Here is a 22,814-nt window from a genome sequence, read left to right on the forward strand (position 1 = left end):
TTCTCCTGAAGAGGAGAAAGGTGTTTTGTTGTCGTCTTGATTAAATATTTGGCAAAGGAGGTGGTATTGTTCCAAGTAAACTCTGTAGTTCAGGAACCGTATTTAAACTCGACCAGTTTGGCATCCCTTGCTTCCACACGAGGGTGTTGGCATTGATGGTTCTTGCCGCAAAAAGTGCTTTTAAATTTTCAAATGCTACCGGTCCAGCCTGCTGTCCGTTTACGGCATAGTAGTACTGTGTAGGTGTCGGAATTGGTGGAGGAGTTGCTCCTCCTGCTGGTGCTCCTGGATGTTGTGTGTTGCTGGTAGGTGCCGTTTGCTGTGGTTGCTGGTTGTAAATATTTCCCATTTGCTGTGCCATCGCAAATCCCATACCCATGCCCATGCCTGCACCTGCGGTACCTGATTCATTGGCTGCCGCAATTTCCATGGCCTTTGCTGCTTTGAATTTGCTGAGTTTGTCTAAGTCGATTTTGTTTAATCTGCTGTATTCGAAAATCTCTTTTTTCAGCTCTTCAGGCATGGAAACATTTTCAATAAAAAATCGCTCTAAAGAAATTCCTACCGATTCAAACTCGGGTTGCAGTACTTCTAGGCAGGTATCCGAAAGTTCGTTGGTGTTCGCCGCGTATAATTCTATAGGTAAATTGGCCTCACCAATAGTGTCGGTAAAACGAGTGGAAATCAAACTTTTTAAGTGCTCGTTAATTTCGTAACTCGTAAATCTGCTATCTGTTCCTACGATGTCCTTGATAAATTTTCCCGCATCGTTGATTTTAAAAGCATAGGTTCCAAAAGCTCTAATTTCCACAAAACCGAAGCGGTCGTCATTTAAGGTTACTGGATTTTTAGTGCCCCATTTTTCGTCTGTAAACATGCGAGTACTCACAAAATATACTTCGGCTTTAAATGGACTGTTAAATCCGTATTTCCATCCTTTTAGCGTAGTGAGGATAGGGAGGTTTTGTGTGTTGAGTACATAGGTTCCAGGGCTGAAAACGTCAGCAATCTGGCCTTCATTGACAAAAACTGCCATCTGACCTTCTCTCACGATGAGTTGTGCCCCGTTTTTTATTTCATTTTGATAGCGCTCAAAGCGATATACAAGGGTGTCTTTAGTGTCGTCAAGCCATTCAATGATGTCAATGAATTCATGACTGAGTTTTTTTTTGATTTCGTTAAATATATCCATGTCTGCACATTTTTTTTGCGTACACAATATAAGTATTTGTGAAGAGCAATTAGTTACACGAATTGTTAAAATATCTAGGAAGTGACCTGAGGAACAATGTCGATTGAGTCTTTGTTTTCTATTACAATATGTAATGGATTGCTTGTTTTGATGTTTTTTCGTAGCTTTAAACGTAATTACTGTGAAATGTGACTTTTTAAAAAATCAAGGGTCAGAGGTATAGAAGCAACGAACTTCTGTCGCCTTGGGAGAAAGGGCATGAGAAAGTAAGAAATTAATAAAAACGTTTAAAATTAAGAACATATGGGAAAATTTGAGATTTACAAAGATGCTAGTGCTGAATTTAGATTTCGCTTAAAGGCAGGAAATGGTCAAGTGATTCTTGCAAGTGAAGGATACGCTGCTAAAGCAGGGTGTGTAAATGGTATCGAATCGGTAAAGAAAAATGCTCCAAATGACGCTCGTTTTGATCGTCTAGAGTCGAAAAGTGGTAAGCCTTACTTCAATCTTAAGGCGAGCAACGGTCAAGTAATTGGTTCGAGTCAAATGTATGCTTCTGAAGATGCAAGAGATAATGGGATTGAATCGGTTAAGAAAAATGCTCCAGAAGCTGCAGTAGTGGAAATTGAGTAGTGAAAAACCAAAGTATAAAAAAAAGCAAGTCGGAAGACTTGCTTTTTTTATACCCTAAAGGTCAATACCGGTTTGAGCACGTTTTTGGACAGGTTGAGTGATACACTTCCGTTAAAGAAACGGGAGAGACCACTTCGTCCGTGGGTAGCCAGGGCAATCATGTCTACATTTTCTTCTTCAGAAAAGTTTAGTATTCCCTCTTCTACCGTATTGTCATTATACACCCGAATAGCGTAGTTGTCGATGTCGTATTTAGCAATAAAATCCGCGACTTTCTTTCGTGAACTCGAAGTGCTTTCAAATTTTTGAGGTGTGTTGATTTTCAAGAAGTACAATTCCGATTCAAAGTTTTTGGCAAACTCCAGAAAACCTTCTAGGGCCTTCGCTTCGTCGTTTTCAAAAGTAGAGGCGAAAACCAGTTTTTCAAACTTAAAGTTGGCGTCCTCTTTTTTGGTTACCAAGGTCGGAATGTCTAAGCTTCTCACTGTTTTTTCCGTGTTTGACCCAATTAGGATTTCTTCCAGGGCGGTTTGTCCTTTGGATCCCATTACGATGAGGTCAGCACTGATTTTTTTTGCGTAATCTCTGATTCCTTCATAAGGGTTCTGAAATCTGATGGCGTGTTGAATATCGTCAAAAGTGTTGAAATACTGGTTTTTGAGGTCGATGAGCTTATCTCTAACCTTTCGAATGTACAACATACTTTCGGGAATACTGAAATTACTTCCAGCTCCCATATCAACGATCCCACGTGGTAGTTCAACCATGTGAAGAAGGTGCACTTCACTATTGGATTTTTTAGCAATTTTAGCGGCCAAAACACAGGCGTATTGCGAATGTTTTGAAAAGTCTACTGGGATGAGGATTTTGTTCATAAGATTTTGGAATTTAAAAGAGAGTAACCCTTTAAATATACGAAATAAATTACAGGGAAGCTACTTGTATATTCAGGAATAAGTTAGTATATTTGCAGTGAATTTAAACGAGTTAGTAATGAAGGGGACGTCAGTCCCCTCTTTTTATACCTAAAATGAATCAAGAGAGAGTAAAAGAATTATTGGAAGAAGCGTTACAGGAGAATGAATCATTGTTTTTGATTGATTTACAGTTTCTTGCTAATAATAAGATTAAGGTGATTGTCGATGGTGATTCAGGTGTTCCCTTGAGTGAATGCGTGCGCATAAGCAGAAATATCGAACACAATTTAGATAGAGAAGAGGAAGATTTTGCCTTGGAAGTTACCACTCCAGATATTGCGCATCCACTGCAGTTGAAGCGTCAATATGTGAAAAATATCAATAGAATTCTAAAGGTGAAAACTGCCGAAGAAGAATTCGAAGGAACTTTGGTAAGTGCTACTGATGAAGAGATTACTTTGAAGTGGAAAGCTAGAGAACCGAAACCTGTAGGGAAAGGAAAACACACTGTCGAAAAAACAGCGACCTTGACCTATGGAGACATAAAAGAAGCAAAAGTGAAGATTATATTTTAATTAAGATAATGAGATGGAAAATATTGCGTTAATCGAATCGTTTTCAGAGTTTAAGGATTACAAAAGTATCGATAGGGTAACCTTGATGTCGATTTTAGAGGAGGTGTTTAGAGCCGCTTTAAAACGTAGATTTGGTTCTGATGAGAATTTTGATATTATCATCAATCCAGACAAAGGGGATTTGGAGATATGGAGAAACCGTGTGGTAGTTGCCGACGGGTTTTCTGAAGACGATAACGAAGAAATTGAATTATCTGAAGCTAGAAAAATTGAGCCTGATTTCGAAATTGGAGAAGATGTATCGGAAGAAGTGAAATTGGTCGATTTGGGAAGAAGAGCTATTTTGGCGTTACGTCAAAATTTAATATCTAAGATTCACGAGCACGATAGTACTAATATCTTCAAGCAGTTCAAAGATCTTGAAGGAGATATTTACAGTGCTGAAGTACATCACATTCGTCACAATGCAGTGATTTTGTTAGATGATGAAGGAAATGAAATCGTATTGCCAAAGAGCGAGCAAATTCGTTCGGATTTCTTTAGAAAAGGAGATACGGTAAGAGGAGTAATTAAGTCTGTTGAACTCAGAGGTAATAAGCCTGCAATCATTTTGTCAAGAACGGCTCCTAAGTTCTTAGTGAAGTTGTTTGAGCAAGAAATTCCTGAAGTTTTTGACGGGTTAATTACCATTGAAGGTGTTGCGCGTATTCCAGGTGATAAAGCAAAGATTGCTGTGGATTCATACGATGATCGTATCGATCCTGTAGGAGCTTGTGTCGGTGTTAAAGGTTCTCGTATTCACGGAATTGTTCGCGAGTTAGGGAACGAAAATATCGATGTAATCAACTTTACTAAAAATGAAAACTTATTCATAGCAAGAGCATTGAGTCCAGCAAAGGTGATTTCTGTTGATATTGAAAAGTTTGAGGAAGAAAAGAACGGTAAAAAAGGTCGTGTAAATGTTCTTCTTAAACCAGAAGAAGTATCGAAAGCTATCGGTCGTGCCGGTGTAAATATCCGTTTGGCGAGCGAGTTAACAGGATACGAAATTGATGTACAACGCGAAGGAATCGAAGAAGAAGATGTTGAATTGACAGAATTCTCTGATGAAATCGAAGCTTGGGTAATCGAAGAGTTTAAGAAAATAGGATTGGATACTGCAAAGAGCGTATTAGAAAAAGACGTGTCGATGTTAGTACAGCGTACAGACCTAGAAGAAGAGACTATTTTAGAAGTTCAGAGAATTCTGAGAGAAGAGTTTGAGGACTAATTAGATATAGGAGTTAGGAAGCCTAGTTTGTAAGCAAACAAAACCTAACGAAGCGAGAAAAAGAACATAACTACAATGTGTTTGTAAAGTGTGTTCTTTAATATAAAGTATAAAATAATTTATGGCTGAAGGCAAAAAATTAAGACTAAACAAGGTTTTAAGAGAACTAAACATTTCTTTAGACAGAGCTGTAGAACACTTAGCTAAGAATGGTTATGAGGTGGAGGCTCGTCCTACAACTAAGATCTCTGATTCGGAGTATCAAGTACTGCTTGATGGATTCCAAACAGATAAGTCTAAACGAGTTGCATCTAAAGAAGTAAGTGAAGAAAAGAGAAAAGAGAAAGAAGCAATTCGTCAGCAATTAGAGGCAGAGCAAGAAAAGAAGCGTTTAGAGGAAGAAGCTAAAAAGCAAGAAATTTTAAAAGCCAAAGCAGCGAAATTAGAATTAAAAACGGTAGGTAAAATCAACATCGAAACCGGAAAAGAGGTCGAAGTAGAAAAGCCTGTGCAAGAAACACCTGCGCCAGAAGCACCGAAACCGGTGGAGAAAGCAACGGAACCAGAAGTGGTGAAAGAAGCTCCTGTGGTTGAGGAACCTAAGAAAGAGCTCGATGTAAAGCCCGTAGAGGAGAAACCAAAAGCTGCACCTGTTGCTGCTCAAGAAGTGAAGAAGTCAGTTGAAAATAAAAAGCCTGAAGTGAAGAAAGATATTACTAGGCCAGAACAGCCAACCAAAACAACTATTGACAAGGCTGTAGAGCAGAGTCATACGCAACGCAACCGCAAACAGGATGCGAAGCCGAAACAAACAGAGAAAAGCGCAGAGGTAACTCCTCAGAACGCTGAGAAAATCAAGACCCAATACAAAAAGTTAGACGGTCCTAAAATTACAGGTCAGAAAATTGATTTAAAACAATTTGAGCGCCCTAAGAAGAAAAAGCCAGACGCGAAAGACGATAATAACGACAAGAGAAAACGTAAGCGTATAAGCAAACCTGGTGCTGGAAATAATAACAATAACCAGCGTAATCAAGGACAAGGAAATAACCGTCAAGGTGGTAATAATAACAACCGCCAAGGAGGTGGACGCCCAGGAGGAAATAACAACCGCCCAGGAGGAAATCGCCAAGGTGGAAACCGTCCAGGTGGAAATCACCGTGGAGGTCAACGAGGAAGACGCCCTGTTGTTCAAAAAGAAGAATTGACAGAAGCAGAAATCCAAAAACAAGTTAGAGAAACACTTGAAAAGCTTCAAGGAAAATCTAACAAAGGGAAAGGTGCTAAATACCGTCGTGATAAGCGTGATCAACACCGTCAACAAGCGGAAGCGGAATTGCGTGCACAACAAGAAGAAAGCAAAGTATTAAAAGTTACTGAATTCGTTACCGTAAGTGAGGTAGCGACCATGATGGACAAACCAGTAACGGACATTATCTCTGCTTGTATGATGTTGGGTATGATGGTAACCATGAACCAACGTCTGGATGCTGAAACACTTCAAATCGTAGCAGAAGAGTTTAACTACAAGGTTGAATTCGTAGGAGCAGAAGTAGAAGAGTCGATTGAAGAAGTTGAAGATAAACCAGAAGATTTACTAGGACGTGCTCCAATTATTACTGTAATGGGACACGTTGATCACGGTAAAACATCGCTCTTGGATTACGTGCGTAAAGCCAATGTAATTGCAGGAGAAAGTGGAGGAATTACACAGCACATCGGTGCGTACGGAGTAACGCTTGAAGACGGACAAAAAATCGCTTTCTTAGATACTCCTGGTCACGAGGCCTTTACCGCAATGCGTGCTCGTGGTGCACAGGTTACCGATTTAGTAATTATTGTAATTGCAGCGGATGACGATGTAATGCCACAAACAAAAGAAGCAATTGCACACGCACAAGCTGCAGATGTGCCAATTATCTTCGCTATCAACAAAATTGATAAGCCAAACGCGAACCCAGACAATATTAAAACACAACTTTCTGCCATGAACTTATTGGTAGAGGATTGGGGTGGTAATATCCAATCTCAAGAGATTTCTGCTAAAACAGGACAAGGTGTTGATGAATTGTTGGAAAAAGTATTGTTAGAGGCCGAAGTATTAGAACTCAAAGCAAATCCAAATAAAAATGCCTTAGGTACTGTGGTAGAAGCACAGTTGGATAAAGGTAGAGGATACGTTTCTACCATCCTCGTTCAAGCAGGTACTTTACGTATCGGTGATTACTTACTTGCCGGAAAACACTCTGGTAAAGTACGTGCCATGTTTGACGAACGCGGTAATAAAGTGAAAGAGGCAGGACCTTCAACACCAGTTTCGATTTTAGGTCTTGACGGAGCGCCACAGGCAGGTGATAAGTTCAATGTATTTGATGACGAACGTGAAGCGAAGCAAATTGCAGCAAAACGTTCACAATTACAAAGAGAACAATCAGTACGTACGCAAAAGACGTTAACACTTGCAGAAATTGGTCGTCGTATCGCTTTAGGAGACTTCAAAGAATTGAACATTATCTTAAAAGGAGATGTGGATGGTTCAGTAGAGGCCTTAACAGATTCGTTCCAGAAGTTGTCAACAGAAGAAATTCAAGTAAATATCCTACACAAAGGTGTTGGAGCTATTACTGAGTCGGATGTATTATTAGCAACAGCTTCAAATGCAATTATTGTTGGATTTAACGTTCGTCCGCAAGGAAATGCACGTATGGTTGCAGATAAGGAAGAAGTTGATATCCGAACGTACTCTATCATCTATGACGCTATCAATGACTTGAAAGATGCCATGGAAGGAATGTTGTCACCAGAGATGAAAGAAGAAGTACTTGGAAATGTTGAAATCCGTGAGGTTTATAAGATTTCTAAGGTTGGAAATATCGCCGGATGTATGGTTATGACAGGTAAAATTACCCGTGATGCTAAAGTACGTATCATTAGAGATGGTATCGTAGTACACGATGGCGTGTTAACTTCATTGAAACGTTTTAAAGACGATGTAAAAGAAGTTACAAAAGGATACGATTGTGGTCTTCAAATTAAAGGATATAACGATATCCAAGAAGGAGATACAATTGAAGCTTACACGGAAGTTGCCGTTAAGAAAAAACTTAAGTAATCGATATATACTTATAGTAAAAAGCGCTTTTCTTTTGAAAAGCGCTTTTTTTATGTCCTTTTTATGGCAGTCGTTATAGCGTACGAGGACAAAAAAAACCAGCAAAAGATACCTTTTGCTGGTTTTTTATGCTGTAATCTTATGTTGATAAACCCGAGTTCTAAGCTTTCTTTGCTGTTAGTTCACTGACTTTTTGAACAATGCTGTTCAAAGAAATGCTGTTAAAGCAATTTAAGTAGTTTGCAGGATAGTCTTTTCCGTAAACTGAAGTCGGTATAAGTGGATATTCATCCAAATTGGGTGTGAATTGTAGTTCTTCTTCTTGTCGGAAAGGGGCAAAACCTAAGCAAGGATGCGTGAGTCCCCAAATAGTAATGACAGGAACGCCGTACATGGCCGCTAAATGCCCGTTACCAGAGTCCATGGCTAGCATCAAAGAAAGGTTCGATATTAAGGCTAATTCTTCCTTAAATGTCATGATTCCGACAGCTGAATGTACATTGTCAAATCCCTTTGCAATACCGTCGAGTATTATTTTTTCTTCTGTACCCCCACCAAATAATACGATGGTTCCAGCTACGTTCGCATTTAGTACATGGAGCAAACGCTTGAGCACGGGAACAGGTAACGACTTACTCTCGTAAGCTGCAAATGGAGCGATACCTATGATAGGTTTATCTGAATTGATTGTAAACTTCAATTGAGGAATCGCGAGTTTGGGAACGCTATATGTTTGGCTGAAATCGAGGGTGAATCCTAAAGATCTAAAAACATCTGCGTAGCGCTCGTGCATGCTCTTTAAATTCTTAAGAGTTTTATTAGGATCCGCTTTGACCAATTCTTTTTTTTCCGAACGTCCTTTGTCTAGTTTAACAGCAGGAATTCCTCCTAAGGCAAAGTACTTTCTCAAAATCTTTGACCTCAAAACATTGTGCAAGTCAGCGACGGCGTCGAATTGTAAAGGGCGTAATTCTTGGTATAATCGGTACAGTCCAATAGCTCCCTTATGTCGTTCTTTTAAATCAGGAGTAACCACGGTTACGCTCGGTAGGTGTTCAAAGAACGGGGCAAAAAAGGCACGAGTCAACACGGTGACTTTTACTTTTGGGTGCTGGTTTAGAAACGCTTGCAATACGGGGACGGTCATCGCAACGTCACCCATAGCGGATAAACGTATGACGAGTAGGTGTTTTGGGTTTGTTTTCAAATAAGTTATTTTTGAGATCGCAATACTGGGTTTAATTCATCGTCATTGTACATTTTCATTTGCTTGTACACTTTCATATACTTATCACCTGCGGCGATATCGTTCAGTAAGGTATCAATCGCTGTTGATAAGTCAACGCGTTGCTCTAAGAGTACGTCTAGTTTTTTCTGACAAGCAGCACGGTGTTCATCGGAAGCATCGCTGCGCGTAGCTTCTTCATTCATATGGTAAATTTTTAAGGCTAAAATTGAGAGCCTATCAATTCCCCATGCTGGACTTTCAGTATTGATGCTTGCATCTTTTTTCGTGTTCACCTCTTTGTATAGGTCCAGAAAATAAGCATCAATATACTCCACCATATCGGTACGGTCTTGGTTAGAAGCATCGATTTTACGCTTTAAGTCAAGGGCAGCAACAGGATCGATATTCGGATCGCGAATAATATCTTCATAATGCCATTGAACGGTGTCAATCCAACACTTTCTGTAGAGCAAATGAGCAATTAAATCGTTTTCCTTATCGTATTTATTGGTAAAACTTTGGTAAACATCATCTTTGATATGGTAGGTGTCGATCACCTCCTGAAAAATTGCATTTGCTTTTTCTGTAAACATCATTTAAGTACACTTTTAAAAAGGTAAAGGTACTACATAAATTTTACATGCTTACGCAAAGCGACGTTCGATGATTTCAATAAGCCTAGCTTCGTATTCTTCCTTGTCTGTCCAGTCGTAGTCAGGTTTTACTAACTTGTTGAGAAACCTTTTAGCTTCCTTTTCCGTTTTGATGGTGTTGAGTTGTGATATCACTCTGTTAAAGTCGTTCTGGCTTCCTTCAAATAAGTGTTTTACAAAAGCGATGCGATCATTAAGACCAATTTGAATGGTACTTTGCAAATGGTCGTTTAACGATTTTTTAGGCGGTACTTTTTCAAATAAATTAGCCATAACATCAACGGGTAAGGTGTCTTGAAGCTCGTCTTCTAAAGTAGGAGTTTTACGTTCGCCTACATCCTTGACATCGTTTTTTTCTTCTGTTGGTTCTCCAGAGAGGAGTTGTTCTAATTCGTCAAAAGGTTGCTCCGTGATTTCCTCTACAACAGGAGGAGTTACCGGCACTTCCACTGCCTGTTTAGGAGCTTCTGTGATGCGTTCAAATTGAATATCTTCATGCTTGCTAGCTTCCTCCGTAGCGGTGGTGGCTGTAGCAGAAGAAGTGTCTTTCACGAGGTCCTGCTGCGTTGCCGTGGCCTCTTCAATTGATGTATTTTCGACGATTTTGTTTTCCGGCTCCGGAGCATGTGGTGATGTTGCGAGCTCCACTTCTTCCACGGCTGTTTGAACTGCTTCTATAGGGGTTTCTAGTACCTCCTCTTTTACCACTTCTTCCACTACGTTTTCTTGATTATTTACGGAAGACGTTGCTGATGTTTCTGTGGCAACTTCAGGTTCCGATACGGTAGTAGGAGTACTTTGTGTGCTGGTTTCATCAGCTGTTTCTGAGACTTGTTCACTAACTGTTTCGGTAGGTGCTGGGCTCGCTGGGATACTAGGTGTATGCTCAGGAGCTTCGGTCATCGCAAGCTGACGCAATGACTCAGCATTGGATATTTTTTCAAGGAGTTCTTCTTTGGTTTCTTTGGCCTGAGGAGTGGTGTTAAGATACTCTTCTACATAGGCTAATACAGTTAACTTTTCATAAACCTCATAAGCCTTTTGTTTTAACAAAATCACATCCTCTTTGTTTTTCATTTGTAAGATCCTGTGAGCTAAACTGGTTAATTCTCCTGCTAATTTTTTGTGCATAAGTTGTCCTGCGTTTTTAAGTTTTCCTCCTAATTTTTAATAAATTTGTTTCCTGTTCGAAAGTAAAACAAATATTAATATTTAGAGCTTAAAATTACAAAATGTTTCTTGAAAATACAGTAAATCATACAGAACAATTTGGGTGGATAGAAGTAATTTGCGGCTCAATGTTTTCGGGGAAAACTGAAGAACTTATTAGGAGATTGCGAAGAGCTCAATACGCAAAACAACGCGTAGAGATTTTTAAACCTGCGGTGGATACGCGCTACGATGATGAAGAGGTAGTATCACACAATGCAACTCGCATTCGGTCAACACCAGTTCCGGCATCTTCTAATATTTTGCTATTGGCAAACAACGTAGATGTGGTAGGAATTGATGAGGCTCAGTTTTTTGACGATGAGATTGTAGCGGTTTGTAACGATTTAGCCAATAGGGGAATTCGCGTAATTGTCGCTGGCTTAGATATGGATTTTAAAGGGAACCCTTTTGGTCCTATGCCCGCTTTAATGGCAACTGCCGAATACGTTACCAAAGTACATGCCGTATGTACCCGTACAGGGAACTTAGCACATTACAGTTTTAGAAAATCAGAAAGTGATGATTTAGTACTGTTAGGAGAGACCCAAGAATACGAACCACTGAGTAGAGCGGCTTATTTTAAAGCGATGAAAGACGCCAATCCAGCAAACGAAGAACCTCATGAATAAGCATGTAACCGTTTTAGAAATAGATGCAAAAGCACTGTTGCACAACCTCAATTTCTTTAAGAAGAAGTTAGCGGAAAATACCAAATTATTGGCCGTAGTTAAGGCATTTGGATATGGAAGCGATGGGGTAGAAGTCGCGAAAATCGTTAAAGATCAGGTCGATTATTTCGCAGTTGCCTATGCACAAGAAGGAATTGCTTTACGTGAGGCAGGCATAGAAACGCCCATTTTAGTGTTGCATCCGCAAATTCCCAATTTGGAAGCTATCGTAGCCCATCGATTGGAACCGAATTTGTATAATTTTAAAATTTTCGATGCCTTTTTAAAATTGGCTGATGAACGTCCTTTAATGAACTATCCTATTCATATTAAGTTCAATACCGGACTGAATAGGTTAGGGTTTTGGCATACCGATGTACCTACTTTGATCGCAGCTATTAAACAGTCAAACAACGTTAAGGTACAGTCTGTATTTTCGCACCTAGCAGCGAGTGAGGACCCTAGAGAGCAAGAGTTTACTGTAGGGCAAATTAATAATTTTGCATATATCGTTAAGCAACTCTATACCCATTTAGGGTATGAGCCGATGATTCATATACTCAATACTTCAGGAGTCGTAAACTACGCAAAGGCACAATTTGATATGGTGCGCGTTGGAATCGGGCTATACGGCTTTGCAAATGATCCTCAAGAAACCAAGCACTTAAAAAATACGCACAATCTAAAATCGATTATTTCGCAAATTCACCAGGTTGAGCCCGGAGAAACTGTGGGGTACAACCGTGCTTTTGTAGCTAGCAGAGCTACCAGGAGTGCTACAGTGCCGATTGGTCATGCCGATGGAATTTCAAGGCGATTGGGAAATAAGAATGGTTTTGTGTTTATCAATAATAAACCGGCACCGATTATTGGAAATGTTTGTATGGATATGATTATGGTCGATGTCACGGATATCGAGTGTAAAGAAGGAGATGAAGTTGTCATTTTCAATCATCAACAGCACGTTGAATACATGGCTCACAAATCAGAGACCATCCCCTACGAAGTGCTTACTGCAATTTCTCAACGAGTTGAGAGAGTGGTGAAGTTCTAACTTTTTTTGCTATTTTAGAGATCAATTTAACTTAAAAATCAAAAATATGGGAATGCTCAAAGAGTTTAAAGACTTTGCCATGAAAGGTAATTTGGTAGATATTGCCGTTGCCTTTGTGATGGGAGCTGCTTTTAACAAAGTAGTGGCGTCTTTTACCAAAGGAATTGTCTCACCTTTAGTAGGATTATTGTTTAATGCAGACTTTAAAGACCTGAAATTAGTCATTAAAGATGGCGTTGCCAATGACAAAGGTGAGGTCGTAGGTGAAGTATCTGTGTTATACGGAGAGTTCTTGACCAATGTCATCGATTTTATCATCGTCGCTTTTGTGATGTTTATCATCGTAAAATCGATCAATGCGTTGAAGAAAAAAGAAGAACCTGCCCCAGCGGCACCTAAAGGACCTTCACAAGAAGATTTACTCGCAGAAATTAGAGACCTATTAAAAAAGCAATAGAAAAAAACCTTGAGGAATTCCTCAAGGTTTCTTTTTTAAAAGAATGAAATCAGTAGTTTTGAGCTAATTTCCCTTTTTAGCTGTTCAACTTTGTCGTGCATAGCTGTAAAAAACAGCTTTCTGTCTACCTCGGTGTCTGCGGCAATCTTTTTGGCTAGCTGCAGTTGCTTCTGTAATTGTTCTTCTACTTCCTTACAGATATTGCTGTCCTCAATTTTGATATGCGAAAAGGAATTGTAAGGCATTAGCAAGCCCATTCTGTGGTCGTTTTTTAAGAAAATAGCGTGATTTAGGTTCAGTAATTTACTGTGATACAGCCTAAAATGTACTTTCTTCGACTGCTTTCGAGCAAGGGTAGCATGGTGTTCGATGTTTTTAATGATCGTTCCGATCTCGTTGCACAGTAACAAGGCCTCTTCTTTAGCTAAAAGTTTGGTTCTGTAAAAATAAAATATCTGATATAAAGAAGTGTTGATCGTGGTGTCACTCCAAATATCCGTAATGTTAATTTGTTCGAAGATGGAGCGAAACTTGTTGGCCTCTTCAATGGCGGTTAACTTCGGAAAAAATTTGTGAAAAGCGATCTTCTCTCGTTGATGTCCAATTTCGGAAAAATTTAGGTATACATAAAGGCGAAAGCGCCAGTATAAGTCGTCTGTTTTTACGTGATAGAACGGAATGTCTTTAGCGGAATAGAACAGCTCTGACTTGTTGGTCGGTGTAAATGATTGTGCATACACCGAGAGCTCTCGGTAAAAGGCAATGAGTCCGTCTATGCTGTTTTTGTAATTTTTCCTATTAATTAATAACGAATTCGTCGCCGGTAAATCATACAGTTCATTTAGTGATATTTTGTAGTGTTTTGCCAATTTGATGGCTTCTTCAAAGGTCAGCGAGGTCTTTCCTTTGATGCGTCGATAAGAAGCGTCGTAACTCAGATCTAATGCATCCGCTATTTCCTCAGTAAAAAGTACGTTTTCAGGCAGGTTCTGCTTGATGACGTTAAAGAGTTTATCTTTTTCTATACCCATATAGTTCCTTAAATAGTGTTCTCCGACTTAAAAACTGCAAAAGGCATTTCTTCTTTTTGCACTATTTGCAATTACCTATTGTTTAAATCTTTTTTAATTTGCTGTTGAGACTTAGTTTAGGTGAACTGTGGGGGGCATCTATTTAAGGTTAAAAGAAAGTCTTCTCTATGCAGAGAGAAGACTTTTGTTTTGCTCTAATATAAGAAAAAATTTAGATATGTTTTCCTTTATTCCAGCCGTGTTTTCCGAGGTATTGTTCACCGCTATCTACGGCACCTTCTTCGATACTGGTTCCCATAGAGTCATTCCAACGGTTTAGGTATCCAAATAGCGAAATTACTCCTAACATTTCTACAATTTCTCCTTCGTCCCAGTGCTTGTACAATTCTTCTTTAATAGCCGCGTCGACCATGTTAGGAACTTGACTGGCTGCCAGTGAAAAATCCAAGGCTGCGCGCTCAGCATCACTAAATGCAGGATGGGTTTTGTATTCCCAAATATTATCTAATTGCTCTTGCTCGGCACCATAGCGCTCCGCTGCACGGATGGCATGTGCTTGACAGTAACGACACCCCGTAGCGTTACTAGAAACCCAGGCAATCATTCTCTTTAAGGCAGAAGTAACTCGTCCTTCATTGGCCATTACCGCTTTGTTTAAATTGATAAACGCTTTTGAAATGGCGGGACGGCGTTGCATAGTAAGTACTGAATTTGGGCAAAAACCTAGCGTTTCATTAAAGAATTTTGCGAGTTCTTGCGTTTCCAAATCGTGGTCTGATGGTAGTGGAGTTACTAATGGCATAGTTGATTACATTTTAGTTTTTATTGATGTTTTTTTGCTGTAAGTTTGTTTTGAAAACTATTCTGAGAAAAGTCGAATAATCTTACTTTAAATTACAAGAGTAACAAAAATAAATAAATTATGGCACAACACATAGTAACAACTACTTGGCAAGAAAATATGCAGTTTATTTCTGACAATCCTAGCGGACATCAAGTAACCATCGATACCTCTGAAGAAAATGGAGGGAACAATAGCGGTTTGGGACCCAAAGCCATGATGCTGTCGTCTTTGGCAGGTTGCTCTGGTTTGGACGTGGTTTCGCTTTTGAAAAAAATGCGTGTAGACCTCGCTGATTTTAAAATGGTGGTAACCGGTGAATTGACAGAAGAACACCCTAAGTATTACCATACCGTACATGTTGAGTACCATTTCACAGGTGCCGATTTAAAAGAAGATAAAATAGAAAAAGCAGTACAGCTTTCTATTGATAAATACTGTGGTGTTATGGAAATGTTTCGCAAGTTCGCAACCGTTAAAACATCCATTCACTACCATAAAAATTAACTAAATGCGTTGGACCTTAAAGCCTAAACCTGATAATGAACAGGTACACTCTTTAGCAAATGAATTAGGAATAGATCGTGTTTTGGCGAGTTTATTAGTTCAACGTGGTATCAGCACTTTTGAAGAGGCAAAAGCCTTTTTCCGTCCCAATATTGCCAATCTCCACGATCCTTTTCTCATGAAGGATATGGACCGTGCTGTGGAGCGTATCCAGCAGGCGGTCGCAGCCAATGAGAACATTTTGGTATACGGTGATTACGATGTGGATGGAACCACTTCCGTAGCGTTGATGTCGTCTTATTTACGAGAGGAGTATCCTAATGTGGCAACCTATATCCCAGATCGCTATGCTGAAGGTTATGGAGTGTCTTATAAAGGAATTGATTTCGCCGATGATAACGATTTTGGGTTGATCATAGCATTGGACTGTGGTATCAAAGCAATTGATAAAGTAGCCTATGCCAAGGAAAAAGGCATTGACTTTATTATTTGTGATCACCATAAGCCAGGGCCGGAAATTCCAGCAGCGTATGCAGTGCTAAACCCCAAACGTGAAGATTGCGCCTATCCCTATAAAGAACTCTGCGGTTGTGGGGTTGGGTTTAAATTGATACAAGCGCTCAATTTTGTAAAGGGGAACGCAATAGAAACGCTGATTCCGTATTTAGATCTGGTAGCCACAGCTGTGGCTGCTGATATAGTTCCAATTACAGGAGAAAATAGAGTGCTAGCAGCCATCGGGTTAGACGTTATTAATACGTCGCCTAGAAATGGAATCAAAGCGTTGATCCATCAGTTGGAAAAAAAAGAATTGACCATTACCGATGTCGTATTTACCATTGCTCCTAGAATTAATGCTGCCGGACGAATGCGCCACGGAAACTTTGCTGTGAGTTTACTGACAGAGTACGATTTTGAACAGGCAAAATTAGAAGCGGCCGGGATTGAAAAGTTTAATAGTGATCGCAAAGACCTCGACCGATCTATTACTCAGGAAGCCCTCGATCAGATCGTCGAGAATAACGAGGAAGCGCAATTTACAACCGTAGTATACGATGAAAGTTGGCACAAGGGGGTTATCGGAATCGTCGCTTCGCGTTTGACAGAAACCTATTATCGCCCAACTTTAGTGTTTACCAAGAGCGGTGAAAAATTAGCTGCCTCTGCGCGTTCGGTAAAAGGATTCGATGTGTACAATGCTCTCGAGGCATGCGCAGAACACATCGAACAGTTTGGAGGTCATAAGTACGCTGCAGGGTTAACCTTACTCCCAGAACAGTATCCGAAGTTTAAAGCCAAATTTGAAGAAGTAGTCAAAGCGACTATCGACCCTGGGTTACTCGTGCCGGAGATTGTGATCGATGCACCGATGGAATTGCCGGATATCAGTCCGAAATTCTATCGCATACTCAAGCAAATGGGACCTTTTGGTCCTATGAATATGAAACCTGTTTTTCTGACCAAGAATGTGCGCGATAACGGCTATGGGAAACAAGTTGGAGCAGATAAGTCGCACCTTAAGCTAAACATTTTGTACGGTGCTGATCGCAAAACTTATGGAGCTATAGGTTTTGGATTGGGAGCCAAGATGGAATTGGTAGAAAATGATTTTGACATCGTGTATTCTTTAGATGAGAATACATGGAATGGATATACGAGTTTGCAATTAGTGTTAAAAGATTTACAATAGTTATTTAGATTAATTCTAAATTAATTATATTTGCTCCATAATTTCTTGCTTATGGACAGTATTTATAAAATATATGATAACACAATAGGGATTTCTTTTCGATGGAAACAGGTAAAATCGAACCTAACACAAATTATATTTAGGGATACCGGTTTTCATTTGACTACCGAAGAAATTGAGTTTTTTATAGACAAGGTATGTGATGCCAAAATGCAGAAACCTTGTAAGAGCTGTGAGTTGTCAGGAGATTGTAGGTCTGTATTGTTGCAGACTCCTTCCGATAAGGTGAGCATGGCGGTAAATTACGAAGAGCTGGGGCAGATTGAAGATTTATTGCGAGGTACCTTGTTTCAAATCCGAATGAACAATTACTTAAACGACTTGTGTAAAAATTAAAAAGAGGCTTGTTTAACAAGCCTCTTTTTAATTATTTTTCTTTGATCAAATACAGATATACTGGGTAGTGGTCACTGTATCCTCCTGTGTATTTTCCATTAGAGAAACTTCTGAAAGGATAGCCTTTATAACGCGCATTTTTCTGAGTTAAGAAACGCTTGTTGAAAATTCCAGATTTAAACATTTTAAAACTAGAAAAATCATTATTTCCTTTGTTTAATAGTGGATAGGTAAACATAATTTGGTCAAACAAATTGATGTTGTCTCGGTACACTAAGGTGTTAAACCCTCTTCGGAACATATCCTCATAAGGATTGTAGATGTCCTCTTTGGTTACGTTTTTCTTTTTTGATTTTGTTTTCAGGATTTTTTTAAAGCTCGAGTTGATCGGGTCGTCGTTAAAGTCTCCCATGATCAATACTTTCGGATTAGGGTCGGTCTCCTTAATCTTTGCAATGATCTTAGCAACTTGGGCTGCCGCTTTTTCACGTAAAGGTCTACTTTTTGCTTCTCCACCGCGTCGTGATGGCCAGTGGTTTACGATTACATGTACTAATTCGTCATCCAAATATCCCGAAACTAATAAAATATCACGCGTGTATACTTTTCTTCCGTTACTGTAGATTTTTGGATCTATCGCTTCAAAGTGAACAGGCTTGAAATAACGCTTTTGGTATAATAAGGCAACGTCAATACCGCGTTTATCTGGCGAATCGAAGTGTACAATACCGTAGTGCTTTTTCTTTAAAGCATCTGTATTAATTAGGTCGGTAAGCACCTTTTTATTTTCAATTTCAGCAACACCTAATAAGGTTGGGCTGGTTTTTGCTTTTTCTTTTCCTAGCTGACTAATAACACTCGCTAGTTTCTTGAGTTTATCTTGATAAACTTTCTCACGGTCGCCTCCCATTTCCATGATTGGACTAGCTTCGTCGTTCTTCTCGGTGTCATTTTCGGTATCAAATAAGTTTTCTAAGTTATAGAAGGCAACAGTGCGAATTTTATAACTCTTACCATTGCGCTGTGCGTAACTAAAAGATAACACTAGACTTAATACTAAAAAGGAAATTGTTTTCTTCATTCTATCTAATTTTACTCGGCAAAAATAATACAAAAATTAAACCATATATATTTAAAAGTTAATTTCGTAACAATAATTTAATGTTAGGGTGTTAAAAATTTTGTAATTTTGCCTCCCTTTTTTGTTGATGAAAAGGGATTAATCAAATATTTTATAACCAATATTTTATGAGAAATTTTAGAGTAACAATGTTTTTAATGCTGGCTTTTACCTTGAGCTTAAGCGCGCAGAACATTGTAAAAGGTGTCGTTATTAATGGCGATTCTGAAAGTCCTCTACAAGGTGTCTCGGTTAGCGTAAAAGAAGTAGGGATAAACCTAACTACTGGAGCAGACGGTAGTTTTGTTTTGGAGAATTTACCTAACGGACGTCAATTTGTAGTGGTATCATTACAGGGGTATGAAACCCAAAACTTCCCAGTCTTATTATCAGGAAAAACCGTAGACTTAGGTACTATCATGTTGTTTGAGGATGTTTCTGAAGATCGTGATTTAAGTACGATTAACTTAACTGATGATGAGTTAAATGATGATACAAGTGCTGCTGATAACATTTCGGGATTATTACAATCGTCTCGTGACGTATACTTAAGAACAGCTGCTTTTGAGTGGAGTTCATCATTTTATAGAATCCGCGGATTGGATTCAGAGAATGGTAAAGTGTTGATCAACGGAATCGAAATGAATAAGTTGTACAACGGAAGACCACAATGGAGTAACTGGGGTGGTTTAAATGACGTGTTGAGAAATCAAGAATTTAGCAACGGGTTAACGCCTTCTAACTACACTTTTGGTGGCGTTTTAGGATCTACAAACATCAGTACCAGAGCATCTGAGTACAGAAAAGGAACTAGAATTTCTTATGCATCATCGAACAGAAGTTACGTACACCGTATTATGGGTACCTATACTTCAGGATTGTTAGAAAACGGATGGGCTATTGCTGTTTCAGGAAGTAGAAGAGCAGGAAACGAAGGTTTCGTCGATGGAACTTTTTACGATGCTAATTCAATTTTTGCAGCTGTTGAAAAGCAATTTAGCGATAAGCACAGTTTGAACTTAACAGTGATGGCTGCGCAAAATAAAAGAGGAAAATCATCTCCTAATACCGACGAGGTGTACGATTTAAAAGGAATCAAGTACAACCCGTATTGGGGATACCAAAACGGAAAAATGAGAAACTCTCGTATCCGTGATTTATACGAGCCAATCGTGATGTTAAACCACTACTGGAACATCGGTGAAGCTACTACTTTAAATACCAACGTATCTTACCAGTTTGGACAAATTGGAAATAGCCGTATCAATTTTAACGGTGCGCGTTTAGTAAACGGATTGCCAATTGGAGGAGGTTCAAACCCTGATCCTACGTATTATCAAAAGTTACCGAGTTACGCATTGCGCAACGGTACAGGAAATGAGTACGCTTTGTTGCAAAATTTCTTGAACGATGGTCAGTTAGATTGGGACGATATGATTCGTCAAAACTTAGCAGGTTCTCAAAGTACCAATTCAAAGTACGTATTATATGAGGATAGAAATGACGACAAGCAGTTTACTGCAAATACCATTTTTAATACAGAAATTAACGATAATATAACACTTATCGGTAAGGCTCAGTACAGCAGATTGCGTTCTGAGAACTTTGCGAGCATCATCGATTTATTAGGTGGTGGCGGATTTTTAGATGTAGATACTTTTGGTGCAACTTTGGATCAAAAGCAAAGTGATTTGAGAAACCCGAACCGTTTGGTAGGTGTTGGAGATCGTTTTGGGTATAACTACAGAATTAATTCTGAAGTGTACAACGGATTTGCACAAGCTTTATTCAAGTACAACAAAGTTGATTTTTATGTAGCAGGAGACGTTTCGCGTACTTCTCATCAACGTGAGGGATTATACCAAAATGGTGCCTTTGCAAACAATTCTTTTGGTAAATCAAAAAAGTTAGAGTTTACAAACTTCGGTGCAAAAGCTGGATTTACGTATAAAATTTCAGGACGTCATTTATTAGATTTTAACGGAGGGTACTTAACAAAAGCACCAACTGTTCGTAATTCATTCTCTAACCCAAGAGAAAATAACGAGACCGTTTTAAATTTAACAAGCGAAAAAATCATGTCTTTTGATGCGAGTTATATCTTAAGAACACCAATGATTCAAGCGAAAGTTACAGGGTACTATACTGGTATCAAAGACGCTACGGAGATTTCATTCTTCTTCGCTGATGGTATTGGAGGAGATAACACTGCTTTCGTACAAGAAGTATTGACTGGAATCGAGAAAAGACATTTCGGAGCGGAAATAGGATTAGAAGCACAAGTAACGCCAACCTTGAAGTTAAAAGGTGCTGCGAATATTGGTCAGTACACGTATAACAATAACCCATCAATTTATTTAACGTCTGATGCAGGGTTACAATTACCTAGCACTACTGCGTATTTAAAAGATTATCGCGTAGCTTCAGGACCACAGAAAGCGTATTCGGTTGGTTTCGAATACCGCGATCCTGACTACTGGTGGTTCGGTGCAACTGCAAACTACTTAGACGATACTTTTGTAGATGTAGCGCCATTAAAGAGAACTTCTAACTTTGCCTTAGATTCTGACGGTGTTCAATTTTCTGATTACGATCCTGCAGTAGCAAGACGTTTATTAGCACAAGAAGAATTTGATAGCTATATCGTGTTGAACGCGGTAGGTGGAAAATCGTGGAAAGTAGGAAAGTATTATGTTGGATTTTTTGCAAGTATTAACAATATTCTCGACCAAAAGTACAAGTCGGGAGGTTTTGAGCAAGGAAGAAGCGCGAACTATAGAACAGCGAAAGCTGATGCTGACTTAAATACTCCGGTATTTGGTAATAAATATTGGTACGGTAGAGGAACTACCTACTTCATGAATATTTATTTTAGATTTTAATAAACGCAACAGAAAGAATCATCAAAATGAAAACAAAAAATATTTTTAAAATAGCTGCTTTAGCTGCCTTATTCGCAACAGCTACTGCCTGTGTAGATAATAACGATTACAGTATTCCAGATACTAAAGTACAAGAACCTGCAATCAAAGTTACCAATACTATTCAATCAATTAAGAGTGCTTATACCGGAAGCGGAATCGTAGATTTCAATAAGGTGAGCAACGGAGGTGACATGGTAATCGAAGGATACGTAGTATCTAGTGATGAAGCAGGAAACTTCTACAAAGTGTTAAACATCCAAGACAAACCAGTAAACCCAACAGCGGCGATCCAAATCGCAGTGGACGGTTTTGATTTATACAATTTCTACGAAGTAGGAAGAAAAGTAATCGTAAAGTTAAACGGATTGGGAATGCACGATAACAACGGTGTATTAGAAATCGGTGTTATCAACGGTACTGACGTGCAAAGAATCACTTCTACAGAGTACAAAAAGCACATCTTCCGCTCTACAGAAGTAGCAGAAGTTAAGCCAGTTGAGCTCGCTAGTATTAACGATATTAAAGATACTCACATCGGGATGTTAATCCAATTAAAGGATATGCAAACTGTTGATAAGGATCAAACCTATGCAAACATCAACAATACATTCTCTGTAAATAGAATGTTTAAGAGCTGTGCTGACGATGCTACTATCATCATGAGAAACAGTGGATTTGCTGATTTTAAAGGACAGTCTATCTCTAATAACAAAGGTACTGTAACAGCTGTTGTTGGTAAATACCGTTCTGATTTACAGTTATTCATCCGTGATACTAAGGATGTTAACTTAACTGAAAACAGATGTGATCCTTTATTCGAAGAAAACTTTTCAGCGAATAACTTTAACCAATGGACTATGCAAGATGTTACAGGAGCACAGTCATGGGAAATCGTAAACTTTGGAAACCCAAAGCCAAGTGCAAAAATCTCAGGATTCTCTAGCGGAGCTAAAGAAAACGAGGATTGGATGATTACCAAAGCAATCGATTTAACGGGAATTACTGGAGCAATCTTAACTTTTGATAGCGTTAAGAGATACAGTGGTCCAGATATCGAGGTGTATTTCTCTACCAACTACAACGGAGGAAACCCTAATGATGCTGCTAATACTTGGACTAAGTTAAATCCGACCTTAGATACAAATACAGGAAGCTGGACTTCTTGGACTGGGTCAGGTAACGTAGACGTTTCTGCTGCTGCAGGAGGAAAGTTATACGTAGCGTTCAAATACGTGTCTACTACTTCAGGAGCTGCTACATTTGAAATTGATAATGTAAAAGTTGCTGCTAAGTAATTGATATATTTAAAATTGTAAGAAAAGCCGAGCAGATGC

Annotated in this window: 20 protein-coding genes; 12 read left to right on the forward strand and 8 right to left on the reverse strand. The window is 39.1% G+C overall.

The features are described from left to right. Nucleotides 1-40: 40 nt before the first annotated feature. Nucleotides 41-1,192, reverse strand: coding sequence for an SPFH domain-containing protein (locus ACKTS5_RS01515; protein WP_408042062.1), 1,152 nt, complete (start codon nucleotides 1,190-1,192; stop codon nucleotides 41-43). A 303-nt stretch (nucleotides 1,193-1,495) separates the two neighbouring features. Between ACKTS5_RS01515 and ACKTS5_RS01520 the strand changes: the two genes are divergently transcribed. Further along, nucleotides 1,496-1,825, forward strand: a complete 330-nt coding sequence (locus ACKTS5_RS01520) for a YegP family protein (RefSeq protein ID WP_408042063.1) — start codon at nucleotides 1,496-1,498, stop codon at nucleotides 1,823-1,825. Nucleotides 1,826-1,872: 47 nt separating this feature from the next. Here ACKTS5_RS01520 and ACKTS5_RS01525 read toward each other — a convergent pair whose 3' ends face one another. After that, nucleotides 1,873-2,700, reverse strand: coding sequence for a universal stress protein (locus ACKTS5_RS01525; protein ID WP_408042064.1), 828 nt, complete (start codon nucleotides 2,698-2,700; stop codon nucleotides 1,873-1,875). 155 nt (nucleotides 2,701-2,855) lie between these two features. On the opposite strand from ACKTS5_RS01525, the gene rimP reads away from it, so the two are divergent. The 3 genes from rimP to infB all read left to right on the forward strand — a co-directional run bounded on the left by rimP (nucleotide 2,856) and on the right by infB (nucleotide 7,699). After that, complete coding sequence (gene rimP, locus ACKTS5_RS01530; protein WP_408042065.1) at nucleotides 2,856-3,317, forward strand: ribosome assembly cofactor RimP; 462 nt, start codon at nucleotides 2,856-2,858, stop codon at nucleotides 3,315-3,317. A gap of 13 nt (nucleotides 3,318-3,330) precedes the next feature. Then, complete coding sequence (nusA, locus tag ACKTS5_RS01535) at nucleotides 3,331-4,587, forward strand: transcription termination factor NusA (protein WP_408042066.1); 1,257 nt, start codon at nucleotides 3,331-3,333, stop codon at nucleotides 4,585-4,587. 121 nt (nucleotides 4,588-4,708) lie between these two features. Further along, nucleotides 4,709-7,699, forward strand: a complete 2,991-nt coding sequence (gene infB, locus ACKTS5_RS01540; RefSeq protein ID WP_408042067.1) for a translation initiation factor IF-2 — start codon at nucleotides 4,709-4,711, stop codon at nucleotides 7,697-7,699. 160 nt (nucleotides 7,700-7,859) lie between these two features. On the opposite strand, the gene ACKTS5_RS01545 is transcribed toward infB, so the two are convergent. From ACKTS5_RS01545 to ACKTS5_RS01555, 3 genes are read right to left on the reverse strand one after another with little or no spacing between them, the layout of a single operon-like run. Further along, on the reverse strand, nucleotides 7,860-8,906 hold the full coding sequence (locus tag ACKTS5_RS01545) for a glycosyltransferase family 9 protein (protein WP_408042068.1): 1,047 nt from the start codon (nucleotides 8,904-8,906) through the stop codon (nucleotides 7,860-7,862). A 5-nt stretch (nucleotides 8,907-8,911) separates the two neighbouring features. Next, a complete protein-coding gene (locus ACKTS5_RS01550) occupies nucleotides 8,912-9,520 on the reverse strand; it encodes a DUF4254 domain-containing protein (RefSeq protein ID WP_408042290.1) in 609 nt (202 codons plus the stop codon). 51 nt (nucleotides 9,521-9,571) lie between these two features. Beyond that, nucleotides 9,572-10,711, reverse strand: coding sequence for a hypothetical protein (locus tag ACKTS5_RS01555; RefSeq protein WP_408042069.1), 1,140 nt, complete (start codon nucleotides 10,709-10,711; stop codon nucleotides 9,572-9,574). Nucleotides 10,712-10,812: 101 nt separating this feature from the next. Between ACKTS5_RS01555 and ACKTS5_RS01560 the strand changes: the two genes are divergently transcribed. From ACKTS5_RS01560 to mscL, 3 genes are read left to right on the forward strand one after another with little or no spacing between them, the layout of a single operon-like run. Then, nucleotides 10,813-11,421, forward strand: coding sequence for a thymidine kinase (locus ACKTS5_RS01560; protein ID WP_408042070.1), 609 nt, complete (start codon nucleotides 10,813-10,815; stop codon nucleotides 11,419-11,421). Continuing rightward, nucleotides 11,414-12,514 carry an alanine racemase gene (alr, locus tag ACKTS5_RS01565; RefSeq protein WP_408042071.1) on the forward strand — a complete coding sequence of 367 codons (1,101 nt, stop codon included), beginning with the start codon at nucleotides 11,414-11,416 and terminating at the stop codon, nucleotides 12,512-12,514. The genes ACKTS5_RS01560 and alr overlap by 8 nt, the downstream gene beginning before the upstream one ends. A gap of 52 nt (nucleotides 12,515-12,566) precedes the next feature. Continuing rightward, nucleotides 12,567-12,971: a large-conductance mechanosensitive channel protein MscL gene (gene mscL / locus ACKTS5_RS01570; RefSeq protein ID WP_408042291.1), complete on the forward strand. Its 405-nt coding sequence runs from the start codon at nucleotides 12,567-12,569 to the stop codon at nucleotides 12,969-12,971. Nucleotides 12,972-13,006: 35 nt separating this feature from the next. Here mscL and ACKTS5_RS01575 read toward each other — a convergent pair whose 3' ends face one another. Together ACKTS5_RS01575 and ACKTS5_RS01580 are read right to left on the reverse strand one after the other, a co-directional pair. Next, on the reverse strand, nucleotides 13,007-14,002 hold the full coding sequence (locus ACKTS5_RS01575) for a helix-turn-helix domain-containing protein (protein WP_408042072.1): 996 nt from the start codon (nucleotides 14,000-14,002) through the stop codon (nucleotides 13,007-13,009). Between the two features lie 211 nt (nucleotides 14,003-14,213). Beyond that, nucleotides 14,214-14,804, reverse strand: coding sequence for a carboxymuconolactone decarboxylase family protein (locus ACKTS5_RS01580; RefSeq protein WP_408042073.1), 591 nt, complete (start codon nucleotides 14,802-14,804; stop codon nucleotides 14,214-14,216). A gap of 120 nt (nucleotides 14,805-14,924) precedes the next feature. Between ACKTS5_RS01580 and ACKTS5_RS01585 the strand changes: the two genes are divergently transcribed. From ACKTS5_RS01585 to ACKTS5_RS01595, 3 genes are read left to right on the forward strand one after another with little or no spacing between them, the layout of a single operon-like run. After that, nucleotides 14,925-15,350: an OsmC family protein gene (locus ACKTS5_RS01585; protein ID WP_408042074.1), complete on the forward strand. Its 426-nt coding sequence runs from the start codon at nucleotides 14,925-14,927 to the stop codon at nucleotides 15,348-15,350. Between the two features lie 4 nt (nucleotides 15,351-15,354). Continuing rightward, nucleotides 15,355-17,040 carry a single-stranded-DNA-specific exonuclease RecJ gene (recJ, locus tag ACKTS5_RS01590; protein ID WP_408042075.1) on the forward strand — a complete coding sequence of 562 codons (1,686 nt, stop codon included), beginning with the start codon at nucleotides 15,355-15,357 and terminating at the stop codon, nucleotides 17,038-17,040. 51 nt (nucleotides 17,041-17,091) lie between these two features. Continuing rightward, the gene (locus ACKTS5_RS01595) at nucleotides 17,092-17,436 is read left to right on the forward strand and encodes a hypothetical protein (protein WP_408042076.1); all 345 of its coding nucleotides are present in this window, start codon (nucleotides 17,092-17,094) and stop codon (nucleotides 17,434-17,436) included. Nucleotides 17,437-17,467: 31 nt separating this feature from the next. Here the strand turns inward: ACKTS5_RS01595 and ACKTS5_RS01600 are convergent, their stop codons facing one another. Next, nucleotides 17,468-18,517, reverse strand: a complete 1,050-nt coding sequence (locus ACKTS5_RS01600; RefSeq protein WP_408042077.1) for an endonuclease/exonuclease/phosphatase family protein — start codon at nucleotides 18,515-18,517, stop codon at nucleotides 17,468-17,470. Nucleotides 18,518-18,684: 167 nt separating this feature from the next. Between ACKTS5_RS01600 and ACKTS5_RS01605 the strand changes: the two genes are divergently transcribed. Then, a complete protein-coding gene (locus ACKTS5_RS01605; protein WP_408042078.1) occupies nucleotides 18,685-21,438 on the forward strand; it encodes a carboxypeptidase-like regulatory domain-containing protein in 2,754 nt (917 codons plus the stop codon). 26 nt (nucleotides 21,439-21,464) lie between these two features. Continuing rightward, nucleotides 21,465-22,775 (forward strand): DUF5689 domain-containing protein, encoded by a 1,311-nt coding sequence (locus ACKTS5_RS01610; RefSeq protein ID WP_408042079.1) that lies wholly within the window; start codon nucleotides 21,465-21,467, stop codon nucleotides 22,773-22,775. The last annotated feature ends 39 nt before the right edge of the window (nucleotides 22,776-22,814 follow it).

It is taken from the genome of Tenacibaculum litopenaei, from assembly GCF_964514025.1.
GTDB classification, from domain to species: Bacteria; Bacteroidota; Bacteroidia; order Flavobacteriales; family Flavobacteriaceae; genus Polaribacter; species Polaribacter litopenaei.

Coding starts and splice junctions, on each gene's coding strand:
- ACKTS5_RS01515 (WP_408042062.1), bottom strand. CDS start 1,192: ATGGATATATTTAACGAAATCAAAAAAAAACTCAGTCATGAATTCATT.
- ACKTS5_RS01520 (WP_408042063.1), top strand. CDS start 1,496: ATGGGAAAATTTGAGATTTACAAAGATGCTAGTGCTGAATTTAGATTT.
- ACKTS5_RS01525 (WP_408042064.1), bottom strand. CDS start 2,700: ATGAACAAAATCCTCATCCCAGTAGACTTTTCAAAACATTCGCAATAC.
- rimP (WP_408042065.1), top strand. CDS start 2,856: ATGAATCAAGAGAGAGTAAAAGAATTATTGGAAGAAGCGTTACAGGAG.
- nusA (WP_408042066.1), top strand. CDS start 3,331: ATGGAAAATATTGCGTTAATCGAATCGTTTTCAGAGTTTAAGGATTAC.
- infB (WP_408042067.1), top strand. CDS start 4,709: ATGGCTGAAGGCAAAAAATTAAGACTAAACAAGGTTTTAAGAGAACTA.
- ACKTS5_RS01550 (WP_408042290.1), bottom strand. CDS start 9,520: ATGTTTACAGAAAAAGCAAATGCAATTTTTCAGGAGGTGATCGACACC.
- ACKTS5_RS01555 (WP_408042069.1), bottom strand. CDS start 10,711: ATGCACAAAAAATTAGCAGGAGAATTAACCAGTTTAGCTCACAGGATC.
- ACKTS5_RS01560 (WP_408042070.1), top strand. CDS start 10,813: ATGTTTCTTGAAAATACAGTAAATCATACAGAACAATTTGGGTGGATA.
- alr (WP_408042071.1), top strand. CDS start 11,414: ATGAATAAGCATGTAACCGTTTTAGAAATAGATGCAAAAGCACTGTTG.
- mscL (WP_408042291.1), top strand. CDS start 12,567: ATGCTCAAAGAGTTTAAAGACTTTGCCATGAAAGGTAATTTGGTAGAT.
- ACKTS5_RS01575 (WP_408042072.1), bottom strand. CDS start 14,002: ATGGGTATAGAAAAAGATAAACTCTTTAACGTCATCAAGCAGAACCTG.
- ACKTS5_RS01580 (WP_408042073.1), bottom strand. CDS start 14,804: ATGCCATTAGTAACTCCACTACCATCAGACCACGATTTGGAAACGCAA.
- ACKTS5_RS01585 (WP_408042074.1), top strand. CDS start 14,925: ATGGCACAACACATAGTAACAACTACTTGGCAAGAAAATATGCAGTTT.
- recJ (WP_408042075.1), top strand. CDS start 15,355: ATGCGTTGGACCTTAAAGCCTAAACCTGATAATGAACAGGTACACTCT.
- ACKTS5_RS01595 (WP_408042076.1), top strand. CDS start 17,092: ATGGACAGTATTTATAAAATATATGATAACACAATAGGGATTTCTTTT.
- ACKTS5_RS01600 (WP_408042077.1), bottom strand. CDS start 18,517: ATGAAGAAAACAATTTCCTTTTTAGTATTAAGTCTAGTGTTATCTTTT.
- ACKTS5_RS01605 (WP_408042078.1), top strand. CDS start 18,685: ATGAGAAATTTTAGAGTAACAATGTTTTTAATGCTGGCTTTTACCTTG.
- ACKTS5_RS01610 (WP_408042079.1), top strand. CDS start 21,465: ATGAAAACAAAAAATATTTTTAAAATAGCTGCTTTAGCTGCCTTATTC.